Origin of the sequence: Pseudomonas sp. ANT_H12B, assembly GCF_008369325.1 — a bacterium.
Taxonomy (GTDB): Bacteria; Pseudomonadota; Gammaproteobacteria; order Pseudomonadales; family Pseudomonadaceae; genus Aquipseudomonas.
Map to the genome: position 1 here is coordinate 322,193 of NZ_VOBI01000001.1, position 18,462 is coordinate 340,654.

Annotated in this window: 16 protein-coding genes and 5 pseudogenes; 13 read left to right on the top strand and 8 right to left on the bottom strand. The window is 57.4% G+C overall.

What is annotated here, in order from left to right; all coding sequences use genetic code 11:
• Window positions 1–77 precede the first annotated feature (77 nt).
• Window positions 78–545: a cyanase gene (gene cynS, locus FQ185_RS01520; protein ID WP_149415911.1), complete on the top strand. Its 468-nt coding sequence runs from the start codon at window positions 78–80 to the stop codon at window positions 543–545.
• 61 nt (window positions 546–606) lie between these two features.
• Window positions 607–1,269, top strand: a complete 663-nt coding sequence (locus FQ185_RS01525; protein ID WP_149415912.1) for a carbonic anhydrase — start codon at window positions 607–609, stop codon at window positions 1,267–1,269.
• An 80-nt stretch (window positions 1,270–1,349) separates the two neighbouring features.
• Here the strand turns inward: FQ185_RS01525 and FQ185_RS01530 are convergent, their stop codons facing one another.
• Together FQ185_RS01530 and FQ185_RS01535 are read right to left on the bottom strand one after the other, a co-directional pair.
• On the bottom strand, window positions 1,350–1,700 hold the full coding sequence (locus tag FQ185_RS01530; protein WP_149415913.1) for a BON domain-containing protein: 351 nt from the start codon (window positions 1,698–1,700) through the stop codon (window positions 1,350–1,352).
• Window positions 1,701–1,870: 170 nt separating this feature from the next.
• Complete coding sequence (locus FQ185_RS01535; RefSeq protein ID WP_149415914.1) at window positions 1,871–3,373, bottom strand: aldehyde dehydrogenase family protein; 1,503 nt, start codon at window positions 3,371–3,373, stop codon at window positions 1,871–1,873.
• A gap of 34 nt (window positions 3,374–3,407) precedes the next feature.
• On the opposite strand from FQ185_RS01535, the pseudogene FQ185_RS01540 reads away from it, so the two are divergent.
• The 4 genes and pseudogenes from FQ185_RS01540 (at window position 3,408) to FQ185_RS01560 (ending at window position 6,086) form a co-directional block, all read left to right on the top strand.
• Window positions 3,408–4,149, top strand: a pseudogene (locus FQ185_RS01540) (N-acetylmuramidase family protein).
• A gap of 239 nt (window positions 4,150–4,388) precedes the next feature.
• Entirely contained in the window at window positions 4,389–4,592 is a 204-nt protein-coding gene (locus tag FQ185_RS01545) for a hypothetical protein (RefSeq protein WP_149415915.1), read from the top strand.
• Between the two features lie 57 nt (window positions 4,593–4,649).
• Window positions 4,650–5,165, top strand: a complete 516-nt coding sequence (locus FQ185_RS01550) for a DoxX family protein (protein ID WP_149415916.1) — start codon at window positions 4,650–4,652, stop codon at window positions 5,163–5,165.
• Between the two features lie 222 nt (window positions 5,166–5,387).
• Window positions 5,388–6,086, top strand: coding sequence for a dienelactone hydrolase family protein (locus FQ185_RS01560; RefSeq protein WP_149415917.1), 699 nt, complete (start codon window positions 5,388–5,390; stop codon window positions 6,084–6,086).
• 160 nt (window positions 6,087–6,246) lie between these two features.
• Here FQ185_RS01560 and FQ185_RS01565 read toward each other — a convergent pair.
• From FQ185_RS01565 to FQ185_RS01575, 3 pseudogenes are all read right to left on the bottom strand, one after another.
• Window positions 6,247–6,799 (bottom strand): annotated as a pseudogene (locus FQ185_RS01565) (nitrilase-related carbon-nitrogen hydrolase); the annotation flags it as partial.
• Window positions 6,691–7,136 (bottom strand): annotated as a pseudogene (locus FQ185_RS30420) (cation:dicarboxylate symporter family transporter); the annotation flags it as partial. The pseudogenes FQ185_RS01565 and FQ185_RS30420, both read right to left, overlap by 109 nt.
• Window positions 7,137–7,377: pseudogene (locus FQ185_RS01575) on the bottom strand (isocitrate/isopropylmalate family dehydrogenase); the annotation flags it as partial. It lies immediately after the preceding pseudogene.
• Between the two features lie 109 nt (window positions 7,378–7,486).
• On the opposite strand from FQ185_RS01575, the pseudogene FQ185_RS30425 reads away from it, so the two are divergent.
• Window positions 7,487–7,609 (top strand): annotated as a pseudogene (locus FQ185_RS30425) (LysR family transcriptional regulator); the annotation flags it as partial.
• Between the two features lie 12 nt (window positions 7,610–7,621).
• Here the strand turns inward: FQ185_RS30425 and FQ185_RS01580 are convergent.
• On the bottom strand, window positions 7,622–8,242 hold the full coding sequence (locus FQ185_RS01580) for a cell wall hydrolase (protein ID WP_149416142.1): 621 nt from the start codon (window positions 8,240–8,242) through the stop codon (window positions 7,622–7,624).
• Between the two features lie 199 nt (window positions 8,243–8,441).
• On the opposite strand from FQ185_RS01580, the gene FQ185_RS01585 reads away from it, so the two are divergent.
• Together FQ185_RS01585 and chrA are read left to right on the top strand one after the other, a co-directional pair.
• On the top strand, window positions 8,442–9,293 hold the full coding sequence (locus tag FQ185_RS01585) for a CAP domain-containing protein (protein WP_149415918.1): 852 nt from the start codon (window positions 8,442–8,444) through the stop codon (window positions 9,291–9,293).
• Window positions 9,294–9,633: 340 nt separating this feature from the next.
• Entirely contained in the window at window positions 9,634–10,992 is a 1,359-nt protein-coding gene (chrA, locus tag FQ185_RS01590) for a chromate efflux transporter (protein ID WP_149415919.1), read from the top strand.
• A gap of 217 nt (window positions 10,993–11,209) precedes the next feature.
• Here the strand turns inward: chrA and FQ185_RS01595 are convergent, their stop codons facing one another.
• The gene (locus FQ185_RS01595; RefSeq protein ID WP_149415920.1) at window positions 11,210–11,998 is read right to left on the bottom strand and encodes a DeoR/GlpR family DNA-binding transcription regulator; all 789 of its coding nucleotides are present in this window, start codon (window positions 11,996–11,998) and stop codon (window positions 11,210–11,212) included.
• Window positions 11,999–12,170: 172 nt separating this feature from the next.
• The gene (locus FQ185_RS01600) at window positions 12,171–13,148 is read right to left on the bottom strand and encodes an NAD-dependent epimerase (protein ID WP_149415921.1); all 978 of its coding nucleotides are present in this window, start codon (window positions 13,146–13,148) and stop codon (window positions 12,171–12,173) included.
• Between the two features lie 648 nt (window positions 13,149–13,796).
• Between FQ185_RS01600 and rfaH the strand changes: the two genes are divergently transcribed.
• The 4 genes from rfaH to FQ185_RS01620 are packed head-to-tail and all read left to right on the top strand — an operon-like array spanning window position 13,797 to window position 18,397.
• Window positions 13,797–14,333 (top strand): transcription/translation regulatory transformer protein RfaH, encoded by a 537-nt coding sequence (gene rfaH, locus FQ185_RS01605; protein ID WP_149415922.1) that lies wholly within the window; start codon window positions 13,797–13,799, stop codon window positions 14,331–14,333.
• A 38-nt stretch (window positions 14,334–14,371) separates the two neighbouring features.
• Window positions 14,372–15,532: an outer membrane beta-barrel protein gene (locus FQ185_RS01610; RefSeq protein ID WP_149415923.1), complete on the top strand. Its 1,161-nt coding sequence runs from the start codon at window positions 14,372–14,374 to the stop codon at window positions 15,530–15,532.
• Window positions 15,533–15,548: 16 nt separating this feature from the next.
• Window positions 15,549–16,082, top strand: a complete 534-nt coding sequence (locus FQ185_RS01615; protein ID WP_149415924.1) for a polysaccharide biosynthesis/export family protein — start codon at window positions 15,549–15,551, stop codon at window positions 16,080–16,082.
• Between the two features lie 2 nt (window positions 16,083–16,084).
• Entirely contained in the window at window positions 16,085–18,397 is a 2,313-nt protein-coding gene (locus FQ185_RS01620; protein ID WP_149415925.1) for a GNVR domain-containing protein, read from the top strand.
• The last annotated feature ends 65 nt before the right edge of the window (window positions 18,398–18,462 follow it).

Sequence of the window (18,462 nt, forward strand, 5' to 3'; positions counted from 1 at the left end):
GTCTTGGACGCTATGGATCAATCGGCAGAAGATTGCCCCACACCCAAGCAAAACCTCCCCCTGACAGGAGAAACCCCATGCAACAGTCCCACGCCTACAACGACCCAAGTCTGGCCCTGACCACTTCGATCCTTGATGCCAAGGCTCGCAAAAATCTGTCCTGGCAGGAACTGACCGACGGCACCGACCTAGGTCTGGCGTACGTCACCGCCGCCCTGCTCGGCCAGCACCCGCTGCCGGAAAGCGCCGCCAAAGTGATCGGCGAGAAACTCGACCTGGACGCCGACTCCGTAGCCCGTTTGCAGATCATCCCGTTGCGCGGCAGCCTCTCGGGCGTCCCGACCGACCCGACCATCTACCACTTCTACGAAATGATCCAGATCTACGGCACCACCTTGAAAGCCCTGGTTCATGAGCAATTTGGCGACGGCATCATCAGCGCGATCAACTTCAAACTCGACATGAAAAAAGTCGAAGACCCGGAAGGCGGCTCCCGCGCAGTGATTACCCTCGACGGCAAGTTCCTGCCACTGCTTCCTTTCTAAGTTGATACCGGCCCGCACTGATGTGCGGGCTAACACCCGACTCACGCATGAGGACATCGCCATGAAAGCGCTCATCGAAGGTTTTTTGAAGTTCCAGAAGGAAGCCTTTCCGCAACGTACCGATTTGTTCAAACACCTGGCCACCACGCAACACCCCGGCACCTTGTTCATCACCTGTTCCGATAGCCGGGTGGTGCCTGAATTGCTGACGCAGCAAGAGCCTGGCGAACTGTTCGTGATCCGTAATGCCGGAAATATCGTGCCCTCCTATAGCCCGCACCCCGGTGGTGTTTCGGCCACGGTCGAATACGCAGTCGCAGTACTCGGCGTCACCGACATCGTGATCTGCGGGCATTCGGACTGCGGCGCCATGACCGCTGTCGCCAAGTGCAAATGCATGGACCACCTGCCGGCGGTCAGCGGCTGGTTGCAACATGCCGAGTCGGCGAAAGTCATCAACGAATCGCGCCCTCACGCCAATGATGCGGCGAAGGTGAGTTCAATGGTTCGGGAGAATGTCATCGCGCAACTGGCCAATATCCAGACGCATCCAAGCGTGCGCCTGGCTCAGGAAAAAGGCCTGCTGAATTTGCATGGTTGGGTCTACGACATCGAGACCGGCTCGATCGATGCCCTGGATGCCAATAGCCACCGTTTCGTGGCGCTCGCCGATTATCCGGACACCTGTGCCCTTCAAGCTCGATCCGTAAAAGCGGCCGCCTGAAGTTTGTATCCACTGGCCACGAGGCGATCGATGCAGCACTCCCGGCTCACGGGAGCGCTGCACTGACACGATCAACAGGGTCACTTATCGTCCATCTTTGTTGACGATTGAGGCCGATTCTCAGTGCTCTCTTCGGCGTTGGGTGGTTCTGGAATACTTCCTGGCGTGAACACGTGTGTCTGCAAGTCTCTGGCATCGACTTCGACGACGCCCGGCACCGAACGGGCCAGACCAACAGCCTGCTCACACTGTTTATGGGTGTTGACGCGACCGCTCAACGCCACCGTGGCGCCGTGGGTTTTAACATGGACTTGCAGGCCAAGGCTGGGTTCGCCCAATGCCAGGGCTGACTTCACCCTGGCGGTAATCCACGTGTCGTGAACGCCTCTTTCCAGATCATGAGAGTAATGTTGAAAGGAATGAAGTTTCATGGTGCAACCCTCGCTCACGAATCAGATGCACTGTCCGTTCCATTTGCCGTGCAGCCCTGTGCCTCTCAGGCGAGCGTTATGGACATCTGATTCGTTTTAGAGTGCTCGCCACGCCAATACAGACGCACATTAATTATAGTGCGCCTGTCGTCGGTGGTCGGGGTGTCGTCTCAGCGTTTGACCGACAGATCCGTCTGAGTCATGCGACTACGAATGGTGAATACGCCATCTCCCGAGAGAATCGCACTTCGGGCAAACAGGCGACCGCTCTCCCAGTTCGAGAGCCCCAGTTCCGGCTTGTTCAACGCGTACTGGCCGTCGACCCAACGGGTAATCCCGTTGCCGACAAAAGGGGCGTTGACCGCGCTGTAGAAACGATCCTGCGCCTCGGTATCTTCACTGATCAGCGACACGGTGAATTGCGGGCTGTAGCGATTGAACAAGGCAATGGCGCTGTCCAGATCGTCGACGATCTTCAGGCTGACTTCCGGGGTTTCTTCCCATTCCCACTCACGGCCCAACTGATCTTCGGGCAGCGGCTCGGCCAATGCTTCGGTCTGATAGCCTTCGGCGCGATACACCTCGACGCTCGCGGTCTGCCAATCCGCCGGCAAGTACTGCTCGCTGCCCTCGACTATGTGCAACTTGCAGCCCTGGCCCCGTGCGGTGCCGGCCTGTTGCAACGCATCGAGAAACAGCGGCACCAGTTCGGTGGCGCGGTCGCGGTGGATGAGACAGACATTCAGGGTGTTGCAGACTTTGCGATCCAGCGAGTTGCGCACCACAGTGGCAAAGCGCTTGGCGTCGGCATCCGCGTTCGCGATCAGCCAGGCGCCGCCGGTGCCGTGCAGGCTGACGGCGGTGCCGGCCTGTTGGGCAATGCTGCCCAGTTGACTGACGGCTCGACCCGAACCACGGGCCACGGCCAACGACAGGCGTCGGTCGGCGAACATCGCCCAGCCAGCCGCGTGATTGACGCTTTCCACCAGCGACACCGCACCGGCCGGCAACCCGGCGTCGGTCAGCGCCGGATTCAGCGCGTGGGTGACGATGGCTTGCGCGGTGCCCAACGCATCACTGCCAATGCGCAGCACTGCGGTGTTACCCGTGCGCAACACACCAGCGGCATCAGCAAAGACATTTGGCCTACCTTCAAAGACGAAAGCGACGATGCCCAACGGCGAAACCACTTGCTCGACTTTCCAGCCGTCATGTTCGACGCAACTGAGCACTTTGCCGCGCGTGGCCGACGCATCGCGCCAGGCCCGCAGGCCCGCAATCATGTCGCGACGCATACGTTCGTCGGCCAGCAGTCGCGTGGTGGAACGTCCGCGCGCCTTGGCCCGCTCGATGTCGGCCAGGTTGGCCGTCTCGATCAAGGCCCAGCAGTCTGTCGTTTCCAGACGTTGGGCAAAGCGATCGAAGAACTCACTGATCGCCTGATCCGAAACGGCGGACATTGCGCTGAAAGCCGCTGCGGCACGTTCGATTGCAACGCTTGCCGCCTGCTGGTCAACCACCGGAATCAACAACAACTCGCCGCTCACCTGCTCCACCAACAGGTGGTCTCCGGGCTGAAAGCGCGCCGCCAGTTCGGGGCTGACCACAGAGACACGGTTACCAGCGAATGGGATTGGCGTGCCAGCGACTAGACGTTCGAGCGCAAGAGACATGAAGCGGTTTCACCATGCAGTGGGCGGGCAGAAAATGTATAGGAAAATCCGCGGAGCGTCATTAACCGCACGCCTGACCGATGATCGAAAACCCGGCGGCCGATTGCCCGGCCCTCCTACGCAAAAAGGGGTAAAGGCAGTAGAAGCCTCCGGCAACGGATTCTTTCCCGACCGCCGTCCGGAAATCCTTTTTGAGCGCCATGTTTTCAGTCGGTTGACCCACCAGACATACGACGCTCAACACCCGGGTATCAGCAGCAACCCCGCAGGTAACTATGGTGCATCGGGGGGCGCATCAATATGAGCGTCTGAACCTGGCCATCGAACTGAACAGTAATGCGGCCTTGCAAAGTACCTCGTGGGGGCTGGGCCAGATCATGGGGTTCAATTTCGCGCAGACGAATTCCGCGGATGTCGAGACGATGATCAAGCGGATGGTCAAGTCTGAAAACGAACAACTGCTGTGTACCGTCGGCACGCTGATCGAAGGCGTCTCGGTGGCGGCGTTACGCGCCAAGGACCGGGCCAATTTTGCACGCCGCTATAACGGCCCCAATTACGCCATCAACAACTACGACTTACGGCTCAGCGCGGCGTATCAGAAGTTCTCTTATGGCGGGACGCCGGACCTGAGAATTCGTATGGCACAAACCTACCTGACGTACCTGGACTGGCATCCCGGGACCATCGACGGCATCGTTGGCAAACAGGCTCGATGCGATGAACCTGTTCCAGGCAAAAGAGTATCTGGACGTCACCACCGTGCTGGACGATGAAACGCTGGAATGTTTGCGCAGCCGAATCGAAGCATTACCGCTCTGACTCGAACCCCTGCCCCGACTGAGAAATTACACGGGTTGCGTATCACAGTGTGTACAGCCGCCCTCTCGACACACCCCGCCCATAAAACCACGCGTTAAAGACACATCGCAGATACACCCGCTTGATGAAATGTGCGTGTCGATTGGCCAAGCCGATCAAAGCGCTCAACTCACTCAACGCACGGAGTATCACCATGTTCAAACTCTCGACTTCTTCCCTGACCCTCGGCCTGATCATCGCTGGCGGCCTGGCCCTGTCCAACATCGCGTCGGCCTCTGAGTCCGAAGCGTTCAGCATGAAGCAACTGACCCACGGCTACAGCCAGGTCCAGGCCGATACCGCCGAGAAACCGGCCGAAGGCAAATGTGGTGAAGGCAAGTGCGGCGCCGGCGAGTAACCCATTGCGTGGGGCACGCCGTTGCCCCACCTCCCTGATTGAACGGAGATCAAGCCCATGAACACCTCAATTTCTTCGGCCGTCAAAGGCCTGCACCTGAACCTCGACCGTGCCGGTAGCTGGATCGCGCCCCTGACCCTAAGGGTGTTTTTGGCCTGGGAATTTTTCGAGTCGGGTCTGGAAAAATTCAATGGCGAAAACTGGTTCGCCGACATCCAGGACAGCTTCCCGTTTCCGTTCAACCACGTACCGGCGACGTTGAACTGGGAACTGTCGATGTGGGCCGAACTGATCTGCGCTCTCGCCATACTGGTCGGCCTGGGAACACGGATTTCGGCCTTCATTCTGATCGTGGTGACCATCGTGGCGACCGCTGCCGTTCACTGGCCAGCCGATTGGTCTACATTGAGTGAGCTTGCCCAGGGTTACGCCATCAGCAACAAAGGTCATGGCAACTTCAAGCTGCCGCTGATCTACCTCGCGGCCTTTATGCCACTGTTGCTCTCGGGTCCCGGCAAGCTCAGCCTCGATGCGCTGCTGGCTCGAGTTTTCTGGCGTCGCGATAACCGCTGAAACGCTTGAGGCTCGATAACGTCCTTCGATTCACTATTGGAGCAATCACTTTTACCTGGCACCGGGTTGTGCCTATATAGCGATGACCAAGGATGCGCCGCAGGTGTTTGCCGTAGACGGACTCGCCGAATGGTGGAAACGTATGCAGGCGCTGCCAAGCTTCAAGGCCTCACAGCCACAGTAAGCTTCATCCCACCTCAATTTTCGCAGACAGGAGCCACCATGAGCGTGACCACCCAATGGATCGAGATCGACAGCCCCGACGGTAAATTCGGTGCATACCTGGCGATTCCGCATACCCGCAAAGGTCCGGGGATCGTGCTGATCCAGGAGATTTTTGGCGTGAATGAACACATCCGCTCTGTCGCCGAGCAATACGCCGCCGACGGCTATTGGGTGATTGCACCGGACCTGTTCTGGCGCAGCGGCCAGCGCATCGAACTGACCTACGACGAAGCTGGCTGGAAACGCGCCATCGAATTAATGAACGCTACCGACGTCGGCAAGGCACAGGCCGACATCGAACTGGCCATCGACGCGCTGAAAGCTCAGCCGGGGCTGGATGGCGGAATCGCCTCGATAGGTTATTGCTTCGGTGGCTTGCTCTCGTACCACACCGCCGCCAATGGGCTGGTGGACGTGGCGATCGCCTATTACGGCGGCGGGATCCAGAATCATCTGGACCGGGCCGATGAAATCGAAGTGCCGCTGCTGATGCACTTTGGCGAACAGGACAGCCACATCTCACTGGACGCCGTAGAGACAATCGCCGAGCGTTTCGAAAACAACGATAACGTGGAAATTGTCGTGTATCCGGAGGCCGAACATGGCTTCAACTGCTCCCATCGCGACAGCTACAACCAGCGCGCAGCAGCTGAGGCGCATGGCAATACGTTGATCTTTTTGGGTCAGGAACTGTAACGCCAGACGAATAAAAGGGGACTTCCATCGTGCCGGTGGAAGTCCCCTTTTTTTGGCGCCTGTGATTGCCTCATCGCGGGCAAGCCACGCTCCCACACTGGAATTCATTTCCCTGTGGGAGCGTGGCTTGCCCGCGATGGGGGCGACACGGCCTCCAGCCGAGGTCGACGATCACCTCGCCTTCGCCTTCTTGCAGGGAACCCAGCACCACGCCATCCGGGCCGATGATCGCGGTGTAGCAACCAACCCGAAATCGGGCCGATCGGGCAACCGGTGTCGGCCATGATCTGCGCCTGTTGCTCCGGGTTCAGCCAGGCCGTGGAGTTGACCACGAAGCACGCCGATTCCAGCGCGTGCTGGCGGATATTGACTTCCATTTGCGAAGGGAACAGCGGCCCGGCAAACGATCCCGGGTACATCGAGGCGTGGATCTGCTCGCCGTCGGCCATCAAGGCGTAACGAGCCAGCGGGTTGTAATGTTCCCAGCAGGCCAATTGGCCGATGCGCCCTACTGCGCTGTCGGTGGCACGCAGGCCGGAGCCATCGCCCATGCCCCAGATCATGCGCTCGTGATAGGTCGGGGAAATCTTTCGGCGGTGCTGGATCAGCGTGCCGTCGGCATCGAACAGCAACTGCGCGTTGTACAGCGTGCCACCGTCACGTTCGTTGACGCCGATAGAGACGACCATCCCGGCCTGCTTGGCAGCACCGCCCCTGTTCCCCTCGCGGAATGAGCGGCGACAACCTCTGCCTGAACCGTCGCGGACTTCTCCTCTTCCAGCTCGCCGTTCAATGCCTTGTGCATTTTCACGGTGTCCAGCGCCCCGACCCATTTGGCGATGGCCATGGTACCGACGCCGGTAAACCCGCAGAGCCTTTAGACGTAAACATCAGCACCGCCAGCACGATCAACTGATCCGTCAGGGTCAGCGGCGTATTCGTCGCCTGGGCGATGAAAATGGCGGCGATGGTGTAGTAGATCGCCTGGCCATCCGGGTTGAAAGTCAAACCGGAGGGAATGATCAGCCCGGCTACCGGTTTGGACACACCGGGATCATTGGGCGCACCGACAGCGCCAAAGAAAATGGCGTCGAAGGTTTTCAGTTCTTCCAGACCACCTTCGGATGTAGTAGCCGTTTTTCAGGTAGTTATCGGAGTTCCAGTCGAAGTGTTTGAAGTCCAGCTCAAAACCGGATTTTTTCGACAGGGCTCGCAGCACCTCGACGCCAGCAGCGATCACTTCCACACCAATACCATCACCGGGTACCGCAGCGATTTTGTATGCGCTCATTGGTCAACTCCACTCTCGTTACGTTCTTGTTGTTCCCGTCGGGCCGGACTCTCCAAGCGGTGTGTGAACGGAGTATATGTAGTGAACAAAGAGCTGTGAGTTACTCCCTGTTTATGCGGTTTATCCGCAACAGTTGCATCTGTCCGCACGGGTGCGCTGCCTGATCGATTTTCTGGTCGAGCGCTTCAAGCACATCGATCATCCGGATGAGCCGCAAACAACACTCGACTGAGCCCGACTTTTCCTACTTCGCAGAACCATCGTGCGGCTTATAGAAAAGAAACTTCGCGGTCTCGGTCGTCTTGATGTATTTCCTGGCCCAGGCGGGTTTCACATTCCTGTCATGGAAATACAAGGCGCCGCGGGTTCGGTCGTTGAGTTGCTTGTTCAACGCCTTGCGTGCAATTTCCTTGGCGATCTCGTACTCGGTTTCCTCCTGTACTTGATCAGAGCGCCCGTCACACCACCATGAAAACTGACAATTGCCGGTTTCAGAACCTTGCTTGACCACGGCGCATACCGTATCGGGAAAGCCTTCATGACCCAGTCGATTCATCACGACGCTGGCGACCGCCTCCATGTCGGCGGATGCCTTGCCCTTGGCTTCCCAGTAAATGGAGCGTGCCAGGCAGGTGATTGCATCGTCCAGTGGCGAGGCGCCTGCCGGATCGACCGCCTGGACTTCAGATGTCGTGATGGCTTCAGCCTTGGGCACAGGCAAGTCGGAGCCCTTCTCCGCGGCTTTCTGTTCCAGGACCTCGGCTTTGTCTTCTGCTGCTTCCTTTTTTTGCTCCTGTTCCGTCGCCAATGCCTGGCCGCCGAGAAGGGTGATTGCCAAGCAGCTAGCTAACCAGATTAATCGCATGATCGACCTTCTGACCGAAGCGGATTCGGGCAATAAACTACGGCGTTGGCGTGCGTCATGTGGGTGACGTTGCTTGATTGTAGTAGCAAGAAGTCTTTCCAACCGTCTGACAATAAACTGTATTTCAGCGCGAAAAGGCATTGCGCTCGCGGGGGTGAAATCGCGCATCATGGGCGCAGTCAGTTCAAGGGAGATTTCCATGCGCGTCCTGTCATCCGTTATGCGTCTTGCCACGTTGTCACTGGGTCTGTTGTTTGCCGTGAATACGCTGGCGGGCGACGAGAAACAACTGATTGACTCGATCAATCTCTACCGCAGCCAGCCGCAGCGCTGCGCGGGTCAGGCATCGCCGGAGTTGCCGCCGCTGGCGGGCGACCCACGGCTGGCGCTGTCCGCCACCAGCATCGGAAATCTGCAGCAGGCGTTGGCAAGCGCGGGTTATCCGATGGTAAACGTGCAGGCGATCAGTTTGTCCGGGCCGCGTGATGCACCATCAGCGATGAAAGCGATTCGGGAGAGTTTTTGCCAGGTGGTGCTGGACCCGCAATTCGTCGATGTCGGCGTCAGCCACCAGGACCGTGATTGGCGCATCGTGCTGGCGCGGCCACTGTTGAGCGGGCGCTTGGGTGACTGGCAGGCAGAAGGCCAGAAGCTCCTGGCCGAGCTCAACATCGCACGCACCCGGCCTACCCAGTGCGGCACGCAATCCTTTGCCGCCACCACACCGCTGGCCTGGAACGCCACGCTGGGGACAGCGGCCGAAGCCCATTCCCGGTCCATGGCCAACAACAACTACTTCGATCACAAGGACCGCGATGGCCGCATGCCGGGCGACCGAGCCGAATTGGCGGGCTATAGCGGCCAGCAGGTCGGCGAGAACATCGCCGCCGGGCAAGACACCGTGCGCAAGGTGGTCGATGGCTGGCTCGCCAGCCCCGGTCACTGCGCGAACCTGATGAACCCGCAGTTCGGGGAGTTGGGCGCAGCGTACGCGGTTGATCCGAAGAGTGATTCGGGGATCTATTGGACGGCGATGTTTGGTGCTCAGTGACTGTTTGAGTGACGACCCAGCGCATCGAGCACCCACTCGATGCGCTGTACAGTCCCCTAGCTATCATTTCTTTCGATCATTTAAATCACGAAGCCGAATTTTTTATTTTTCTCTGACGTGTTCAAGATGGCACCACTTTTAATATTCCGGATGTAGATTTCATGAATCTCAATTTTGCGTTTGCGTGCATGATCGTGGTGTCGTTTGCGATTGCATTGGTCCACGGCTGATCAGCAGCGTCCACTCAATAGAAGTGGTCCCGACATTCACCGACTATCCAAACCGGCCGACCATGGCTACTGTCACTGGCTCAAGGCAAATTTGAAAAGGGAGCACCCGCTTGAGCCTCACACACCCCTCGGCCACGGAACAGCAACTGTCCAAACCCGAAGCCATCAGCCTGCGGGAAGCATTGCGCTTCTGGCTCAAACTCGGCTTCATCAGTTTTGGTGGCCCGGCCGGGCAGATTTCGATCATGCATCAGGAGTTGGTCGAGCGGCGGCGCTGGATATCGGAGCGGCGATTTTTGCATGCCCTCAACTATTGCATGTTGCTGCCCGGCCCCGAGGCTCAGCAGTTGGCGACCTACATTGGCTGGCTGATGCATCGCACGTGGGGCGGCGTGATCGCCGGCGTGCTGTTTGTGCTGCCGTCGCTGTTCATCCTGATTGCGTTGTCCTGGCTGTACATCGCCTTCGGTGAAGTGCCGGTAGTCGCCGGATTGTTCTATGGCATCAAGCCGGCCGTGACCGCGATTGTGGTGCAGGCGGCTCATCGGATCGGCTCCCGAGCGCTGAAGAACAATTGGCTGTGGGGAGTCGCCGCGGCGTCATTCGCTGCCATCTTCGTGTTCGATGTGCCCTTTCCACTGATTGTGCTCAGTGCAGCACTCATCGGTTATGCCGGCGGACGACTGGCCCCGGAAAAATTCAGCATCGGCGGCCAAGGTGCCGCCAAAAAATCATTCGGTCCGGCGCTGATCGATGATGACACTCCTCCTCCCGAACATGCCCGCTTCAGCGGATCGAAACTGCTGCGCCTGGCACTCATTGGCGCAGTTCTTTGGGCGTTGCCGATGGGGATACTCACCGCGCTGTTCGGCTGGGATGGCACGCTGACCCAGATGAGCTGGTTCTTCACCAAAGCGGCGTTGCTGACGTTTGGCGGGGCGTATGCCGTACTGCCGTATGTTTATCAGGGTGCGGTCGGCCATTACGGATGGCTCACGCCGACGCAAATGATCGACGGCCTGGCCCTTGGCGAAACCACGCCCGGGCCGCTGATCATGGTGGTGGCCTTCGTCGGCTTCATCGGCGCTTATGTGCAGCAGGTATTCGGCCCGGACCAGGTATTTCTGGCCGGCGCCCTCGCCGCCACGCTGGTGACCTGGTTCACCTTCCTCCCTTCGTTCCTGTTCATTCTCGCCGGTGGCCCACTGGTGGAGTCGACGCATAACGAACTCAAATTCACCGCACCGCTGACCGCGATCACGGCGGCGGTAGTCGGCGTGATCCTCAATCTGGCGTGCTTCTTCGCCTACCACGTGCTGTGGCCAAACGGCTTCGACGCAAACCTCGACTGGCCTTCGGCGCTGATCGCGATTGCCGCGGCCATTGCGTTGTTTCGCTTCAAGCGCGGGGTGATTGAGGTGCTGATGGGCTGTGGTTTTTTTGGTTTGGTCGTTCATCTTTTGCGTTAAAAACACAAGACCGGACATGTTCGTTCCCACGCGGAGCGTGGGGACGATCAGTGCTCAAAACTTAGGACTGGGTCAGAAACTGCAGCATCCACTGGGCGATCAGCGTGCCGTCCTATGGCGGATAAAACATCGCCATTGCAGGACCGAAGTCAGCTAACTGTCCATGGGCGCCGACGACGTCCGAAATGACTGCAAGGCTGGAATGTGTGACTCAAGTTCAAGCGTCTGCCTGCACCACATCGATTCCCAGCTTGCGGTAGTCCTCTATGTTGCCCGACGCCACATGGCGCTCGGTGATCAGCGTGTGCACACGCGAACACGGCGCAACCACGAACGGCTCTACCGCGCCAAGTTTGTCTGCCGTGGTGACCGCTATCACGTGGGAAGCGCTGTCGAGCATCGCCTGCTTTACCGGCACTTCATCAAAGTGCAAGGAGCTGATGCCGACCTCCGGGTGGATCGCACAAACCCCGGTGAACAGCAGGTCGGCCTTGATGCCCTGAAGCAAGCGAACAGCTTCATGCCCACCGGCCGACATCGTTGCCGGGTTGAGCTGCCCTCCGGCCAGAATCACCGTGATGCCTTTGTACTCGGCCAAGGTAATTGCCGTCATCGGTGAGGCGGTGACCGCAGTGATGCAAATGTCCGTCGGTAGCGACTGCGCGATCTGCAAAATAGTAGTGCCAGAGTCGAACAGCACGATCTGCCCGTCCTCAACCCGATTCGCCGAGAGTTGTGCCAATCGGGTTTTCACCTCATCGGTTTCTCTGATGCGGGTGAAGTAATCCTTGCCGGTGTCTTTGGGTCGCGGCAGCGCTCCGCCATGCACCCGCTGCACCAGGCCAGCACTATCCAGTTCCGCCAGATCGCGGCGAATGGTGTCTTCGGAAACGGCGAAATGCTGACTCAACTCAGAGGCCATGACCTTGCCGTCACGTTCGAGGATCAACAATATTTTCTGCCGGCGCAGATGCGGGAGTTCGGCTGTGGAATGCTGTTGGTGCATGATTTTGCCTGTTTGCGCGTATATATGCGTGTTTCGTCCGAGATTAGCCAAACTGCGAAATAAACACAAACAGCGCTAGGTATCATTTCTTTCGATCTTTCAATTCATGCCCCTGGACTCTTAAGCGTTCAACATCGCATTGGTGCACGCCTGACGGGCACACACATCACGGTCAAACCTGATAGAAGTTGCGATACCATTTCACGAATTCCCCTACCCCGGTTTCAAGTGATACTTGTGGTGTGAAGTCGATCCACTGTTCCAGTGCAGTCGTATCTGCCCATGTCTTGACCACATCGCCAGCCTGTAGCGGCAGCAAGTTGCGCCTCGCCTTCATGCCCAGCGCCGCTTCCAGGCACTCGACAAAATCCAGCAGCGCCACCGGCATGCCTCGGCCAATATTGAAGATGCGCTGGATGCCGTTGCCGGGTTCGTCCGGCACCGGCGGACGTTTACGCAATCGAACGATGCTTTCGACGATGTCATCAATGTAAGTAAAGTCGCGCGCCATCTGACCCTGGTTAAAGACCTCGATCGGCAAGCCCTTGAGCATCGCGTCGGTAAACTTGAACAACGCCATGTCGGGTCGCCCCCAAGGTCCATACACGGTAAAAAAACGCAGACCGGTGGCTTTCAGTCCATACAAATGACAGTAGGCGTGCGCCAGCAATTCATTGGCGCGCTTGCTGGCGGCGTACAGCGAAACGGGTTGGTCGACGGCGTCCTCGACATTGAATGGCATTTTGCGGTTACTGCCGTATACCGAACTGCTCGAGGCGTAGATCAGATGTTCGGGTCGATACTGGCGGCAGGCTTCGAGCACATTCAGGAACCCCACCAGATTCGATTGCGCATACGCATCAGGATTGTCCAACGAATAACGCACGCCTGCCTGAGCGGCAAGATGCACGACCTCGGTGAAACCATTGTCGTTGAACACCTTCATCAACGCAGGCTTGTCGACGATATCCATTTTCTGGAAACGAAACCCCTGCAAAGACGCCAACTCCCTGAGGCGAGCACGCTTGAGTTCCACGCTGTAATAGTGATTCAGATTGTCGATACCGATGACTTCAAGACCTTCCCGGCACAAGCGTCTGGCAGTGTGAAAGCCGATGAACCCGGCGGCGCCGGTGACCAGGACGGTCATGGTGTGTATGCCTGAAGCTTCTTCATACCTTGCTCCATTGTTCAACCAATAGACGTTAGTTGTAGCGCTGGCATTACACTTACCCCAGCGTTCATATCAAGACCCAATAGTAGCGAATTGACAACTGACTTATTACGGTTATGCAGGACTGTAAATAACGAAAAAAGTTTAATCCATTCGGCGGAAAGAAAATCAACTGAAAAAACAATCGGTTGAGTACTGTCAAATTTAACAATGGACAAATGGCGTGTTTTTTGACTAGGAATATTTGACAGCCTGCCCAGACTGACCGATAACTACACCGGTCTATTTGAACAGGGTCCGAGTGTAGGTTTGCTCATTAGACGCTGCTCCTTAGACCCCATCTTAATGACTTACGTTATGGTCCAATGTGCAGACTGTGCGGTAGCTTTGTCTTTGATAAAGTTACGCCGGGCTTATTCTAAATACAACGTACCCTATAACGTCACGTCATAATCTCATGCCCTTTCATGAGGCACTGTGTGATTCATTATTGATACACCGTCTTGATACACCGTCGCACCACCCCATAAAAACTAGAGATATGCTGCTTGACACTTCTTGGACCTCATTTCATTAAAGTCACTGCACTGCCTGCCTAAACTTCTACTCACAGAGTTTATCCGCATGTCAGCCTACAGCCCCGAACGGTCTAATTGGTACCTTCTGCAATGCAAGCCGCGGCAGGATGAGCGTGCCCACATTAATTTGCTTCAACAAAACTACGTGATATTTCACCCCCAGCTTCTCAGTGAACGCGTGCTTCGCGGGAAACGACAACGGGTGCCGGAATCTCTCTTCCCCGGATATTTGTTTATCCATCTCAGCCCTAACGACAATTGGGCGCCCATCCGTTCCACCCGTGGCGTCAGTCGTATTGTCGAATTCAATCACGGTCCTGCGACGGTGGCAGAGCATGTCATCGAGCACCTGCGTGGGCGCTGTTTTGAATCAGCGCAATCGGCCGCAGAAGAGACCATGAAACCCGGCGAACACTTGCAGATCATTCACGGCCCACTGTCGCCACTCGAAGGTATTTTCATCGCCTCGCAGGGCACCGAGCGCGTCATGATCCTGTTGCAGTTCCTTAATCGGGAGCACGTCGTCTGCGTGCCGTTAAGTGATCTGGGTCGTCAGCAGCCCTCGATACACATAAACCGCTAATAACTCGCCTTATTAGGCTTTTCCTCAGGAGCTATAACATGGCCTTGATGTCACGTTGCCCGTTTGCACTGATCATGGCCTCTTTATACCCCGCAATGGCCTGGAGCATTGACCCGCAATCGATCGATGTTTATGGGTTCGATTTCACCCCGTCTTTTTTGTTTTCAGAAAGTTACGACGATAACTTCCGGGAATTGGAAAACAACAAACAGTCATCGATGATCACCAAGCTGGCGCCCTCCTTCGAGCTCAAGGCCGAAGACCGCAACAGCGCCACTCGATTGATCTGGCAGCCCATCCGGTACATTTACCACGACGAATCCGATGCTTCGAACACGGCACAACGCGTACGGGCGGACAGCATCATGGAGTTCACCGACCGGCACCGTCTGAAACTCGAAGCCGAGTACCGTAAGTACCAGCGCACGGAATCGACGGCGGTCGAAGGCGTAAATGACAAGCTCAACAACAAGCGCGTGGGTGGCCTCTACACCTACGGCGCAAAGAGCGCGGACAACCAGATCGATTTTGGCGCCAACTACGCCGAGCTTCGCTACGACAATGCCGATGGAATCAACGACGACAAAGAGCGTAATACCGCGGGCCTGACCAGCACCTGGTATCACCGCATCGGCAGCAATACGCGAGGCCTGCTGGAATACGACCACACTAACTTTGATTACCTGCAATCCAACAGCCCGCGCAGCAGCAAATCCAACGCTGTGCTCGCCGGTGCCGTCTGGGACATCACTGCAAAGACCACCGGTAAAGTCCGGGTTGGTTATGAGAAAAAAGACTTCGACAGCAGCGAATCCAAAGACCTCGACAATCCGACCTGGCAAGTCGACCTGCAATGGAAGCCACGAACTTACTCGACGTTTACCTTTGTCGCTCGCCAGGCCCTCGCCGAGGGCGACGATGGCGCTGATGCCGTGAAGTCGACTTTCACCCAGGTCGGCTGGCGTCATGGCTGGACTGAACGGATCACCACGGTGGCACAAGCCGGGCTCGGGCGTTATGCCTATGAAGGCCAAAGCCGCACCGACAACTTGCAGGACTACCACCTGGCCGTGGTGTACGGGATGCGCCGATGGCTGGATATCGAGCTCGGCTATCGATACCGCGATAACGACTCTGATGCCGACAATGAAAGTTTCACCCGCAACACTGTTCAGATCAGCTTCAACGTAAGCCTTTAAGCAAGGGGGTTTCAATATGAACGCACACACTCTTGGCTTGTTGTTCGCACTGGCGTTTGTACCCCATACGTATGCAGCAGACCCCGGCACCCAATATAAACTGGCCGCGGGCGATGTCTTGCGCATCATCGTGTTTGGCGAGCCGGAACTGAGCCTGAAAAAGATCCGCCTCAGCGATGCAGGCACATTTTCCTACCCGTTTCTGGGAGAGATTTCCGCCAAGGGGCTCACACCCAACCAAGTCGAAAAAATCATCGTCGATGGGCTTAAACAAGGTTACCTGGTCGACCCGAAAGTCAGCCTGAGTCAGATCGAATACCGTTCGTTCTACATCAATGGTGAAGTACAAAAACCCGGCAGTTATCCCTTCGTGCCCGGACTGACACTGGAGAAAGCCATCGCCTTGGGCGGCGGCTTGACCGAGCGGGCTTCAATCAAACGCGTGACCATCCTGCGCGGCGACGGCAGCGCGACCCTCACCGATAACGTCACGCGAAACACCACGATTGCCCCCGGCGACACCATTTCCATTGCACAAGGCTTTTTCTAATCATGGACAACAGCCCTAGCACCTACGTCGAACGTCCTCTTCAAGCGCATCTGCATCAGCAGTACAGCGAAGACAAGGACACCATTGATGTTCTTAAACTCTGGAGGGTGATCTGGCGCGCCAAATGGAGCATCGGATGGCTGGTCCTGCTGAGCGGCGTACTCGCGGCCGTTGTGGTCTCGGCCATTACCCCGCAATACATCGGCAGCACCACCTTGCTGTTCAACGATAAAACACCGCCGCTGATGTCCTTCCAGCAAGTCAAGGATTCGGGCAGCAACGCCACCGAATATTTGCAGACACAACAAGCGCTCCTGCAATCGCGGGACCTTGCCGAACGAGCGGTGAAAAAACTCGGCCTGACGACTAACCCGGTCACCGACCCGCGTCAGCAACCGACGCCATGGTTCACGCCGCGCAAGTGGCTGGCGGATCTTGAGCTTGATCAATGGCTCCCGGGACTGGGCAAGTTGATGCCGGTGAAAGAGGCGCCGAGTGAAGAAGACATCTTCAATCAGGTCACGCAGAACCTGATGCTGCACACCAGCGTCAAGTTCGTCGGCAAGAGCCAATTGCTCGAAATCGAGGTGGAGCTTCCAGATCCGACTCTGGCGGCAGCGGCTGCCAATGCGCTGGCCCAAGGCTTTACCGACAGCCAACTGGACACTAGCGAGAAGTCCTCGCAGACCACCACTGCGTGGATGAACACTCGACTGATCAAGCTGCGCGACAACCTGCGCGTGGCCGAGAAAAAGCTTCAGGGGTACCGGGAAGAGCAAGGTCTGGTCGACGTTGGAGGGGTCGCCACCATCAGTGCCAACGAATTGGAAATGACCGGTAATCGCATGGTTGACGCGCGTCGTAACCGCGCTGAAGCAGAGAGCGAATATCGGCAGGCGAAGGCCTTGAGCAACGGCGATCTGAGCCGACTTTCAAGCGTGCCTGCGGTCTTGAGTAACCCATTGGTCCAGCAATTTCAGGCGGACCGGGCCAAGGCCCAAGCCAAGGTTGAGGAATTGGCGGGGCGCTATGGTTCGAAACATCCCAGTCTGATTTCCGCGCAGTCCGAATTGCGCACAGCCACCACCAGCCTGCAACTGCAGGTGCAGCAGGTGGTGGCCGGTATTGAACGGCAATACCAACTCGCCTCGGCCAGTGAAGCCTCGTTACGCCAATCATTCAACAGCAACAAGGCGCAGATCCAGGACATTGCTCGCAAAGAGTTCCAGTTGCGCGAGTTCCAGCGTGAGGTCGACAGTACCCGCGCGCTGTATGAAACGTTCGTTACCCGCTTGAAGGAAACAGCGGCGACCGCCGACATGGACTCGACCAAAGTGCGCATCGTCGACCCAGCCATTGTCCCAGCCGAAGCAAGCAAGCCCCGCAAAACACTGATCGTGGGGATAGTCGGGTTGGTCGCTGCGGTCATCGGCGTAGCGCTGGCGTTGCTCTTCGAAAGTCTGAGTAATACCTTCAAAACCGACGAGACGATCGAAAGCGCGCTCAACATTCCTCTGCTCAGCGTCGTACCGTTGGTGATGAAGAAAAACCGGCGGCAATTGGCGCGACTGTTTGAAGACAACGACAACCCGCGGTTTTCCGAGACCATTCGCAATCTGCGCACCTGGCTGATGTTGCAAAGCAGTGAAATGCCGTCGCAGGTGGTTCTGGTGACGTCGACCGTTGCCGGAGAGGGTAAAAGCACCATTGCCAACAATCTGGCCAGTTCGCTCACTGCGCTGGAGCGTGTGCTGCTGATCGATGCTGACATGCGCCAGCCAACCCTTTCGCTGAACTTCGATTTTCCACCTGACAGCCCGGGACTGGCCAATGTCATTGCAGGCACTGCCAGGCTCGAAGACTGCATCGTTTCGGTGGGTAATCTGGACATGCTGCCGGCCGGGAAGGTCATGCCCCCTTCGCTCGATCTGTTCGCCGCACCGCGCCTGCCTTCCCCTGCCGATTCGCTTGACCCGGTACGCCAGCCTCCGCCGCAGGATCTGCTCAGCTCGCCGCGCATGGCGCGCATGCTTGAGGCGCTGAGGTCGCGTTACCGCCACATCATTATCGATTCACCCCCTGCGGAGATGATCAGCGACGCGCTGTTGCTGGCCAAGCATTCGGATGCGGTGATCTATGTGGTCAAGGCCGACAGCACGCCGATCAGCCAAGTGCAGAGGGGCATTGCCATGTTGCAGCAGAGCCATGTACCGGTTTTTGGCACGGTGCTAAACCAGGTCGACCTGCGCAAGGCACGCAAGTACGGCTACCTCCATTCCAAGACGTTTTATAACTACGACTTCGCGCCTCGGTAACGCCCTGCGACCCAGCCTGTCGTTACACCTCTTTTTGCCAACACAACCCGCTGCTTCACCTCTGC

Excerpts from the sequence above, each read along its gene's own strand:
- FQ185_RS01580 (WP_149416142.1), bottom strand. The coding sequence starts at position 8,242 with ATGCGATTAATCTGGTTAGCTAGCTGCTTGGCAATCACCCTTCTCGGC.
- FQ185_RS01615 (WP_149415924.1), top strand. The coding sequence starts at position 15,549 with ATGAACGCACACACTCTTGGCTTGTTGTTCGCACTGGCGTTTGTACCC.
- FQ185_RS01550 (WP_149415916.1), top strand. The coding sequence starts at position 4,650 with ATGAACACCTCAATTTCTTCGGCCGTCAAAGGCCTGCACCTGAACCTC.
- FQ185_RS01585 (WP_149415918.1), top strand. The coding sequence starts at position 8,442 with ATGCGCGTCCTGTCATCCGTTATGCGTCTTGCCACGTTGTCACTGGGT.
- FQ185_RS01525 (WP_149415912.1), top strand. The coding sequence starts at position 607 with ATGAAAGCGCTCATCGAAGGTTTTTTGAAGTTCCAGAAGGAAGCCTTT.
- FQ185_RS01595 (WP_149415920.1), bottom strand. The coding sequence starts at position 11,998 with ATGCACCAACAGCATTCCACAGCCGAACTCCCGCATCTGCGCCGGCAG.
- FQ185_RS01560 (WP_149415917.1), top strand. The coding sequence starts at position 5,388 with ATGAGCGTGACCACCCAATGGATCGAGATCGACAGCCCCGACGGTAAA.
- FQ185_RS01620 (WP_149415925.1), top strand. The coding sequence starts at position 16,085 with ATGGACAACAGCCCTAGCACCTACGTCGAACGTCCTCTTCAAGCGCAT.
- FQ185_RS01610 (WP_149415923.1), top strand. The coding sequence starts at position 14,372 with ATGGCCTTGATGTCACGTTGCCCGTTTGCACTGATCATGGCCTCTTTA.
- cynS (WP_149415911.1), top strand. The coding sequence starts at position 78 with ATGCAACAGTCCCACGCCTACAACGACCCAAGTCTGGCCCTGACCACT.
- FQ185_RS01600 (WP_149415921.1), bottom strand. The coding sequence starts at position 13,148 with ATGACCGTCCTGGTCACCGGCGCCGCCGGGTTCATCGGCTTTCACACT.
- FQ185_RS01530 (WP_149415913.1), bottom strand. The coding sequence starts at position 1,700 with ATGAAACTTCATTCCTTTCAACATTACTCTCATGATCTGGAAAGAGGC.
- FQ185_RS01535 (WP_149415914.1), bottom strand. The coding sequence starts at position 3,373 with ATGTCTCTTGCGCTCGAACGTCTAGTCGCTGGCACGCCAATCCCATTC.
- FQ185_RS01545 (WP_149415915.1), top strand. The coding sequence starts at position 4,389 with ATGTTCAAACTCTCGACTTCTTCCCTGACCCTCGGCCTGATCATCGCT.
- rfaH (WP_149415922.1), top strand. The coding sequence starts at position 13,797 with ATGTCAGCCTACAGCCCCGAACGGTCTAATTGGTACCTTCTGCAATGC.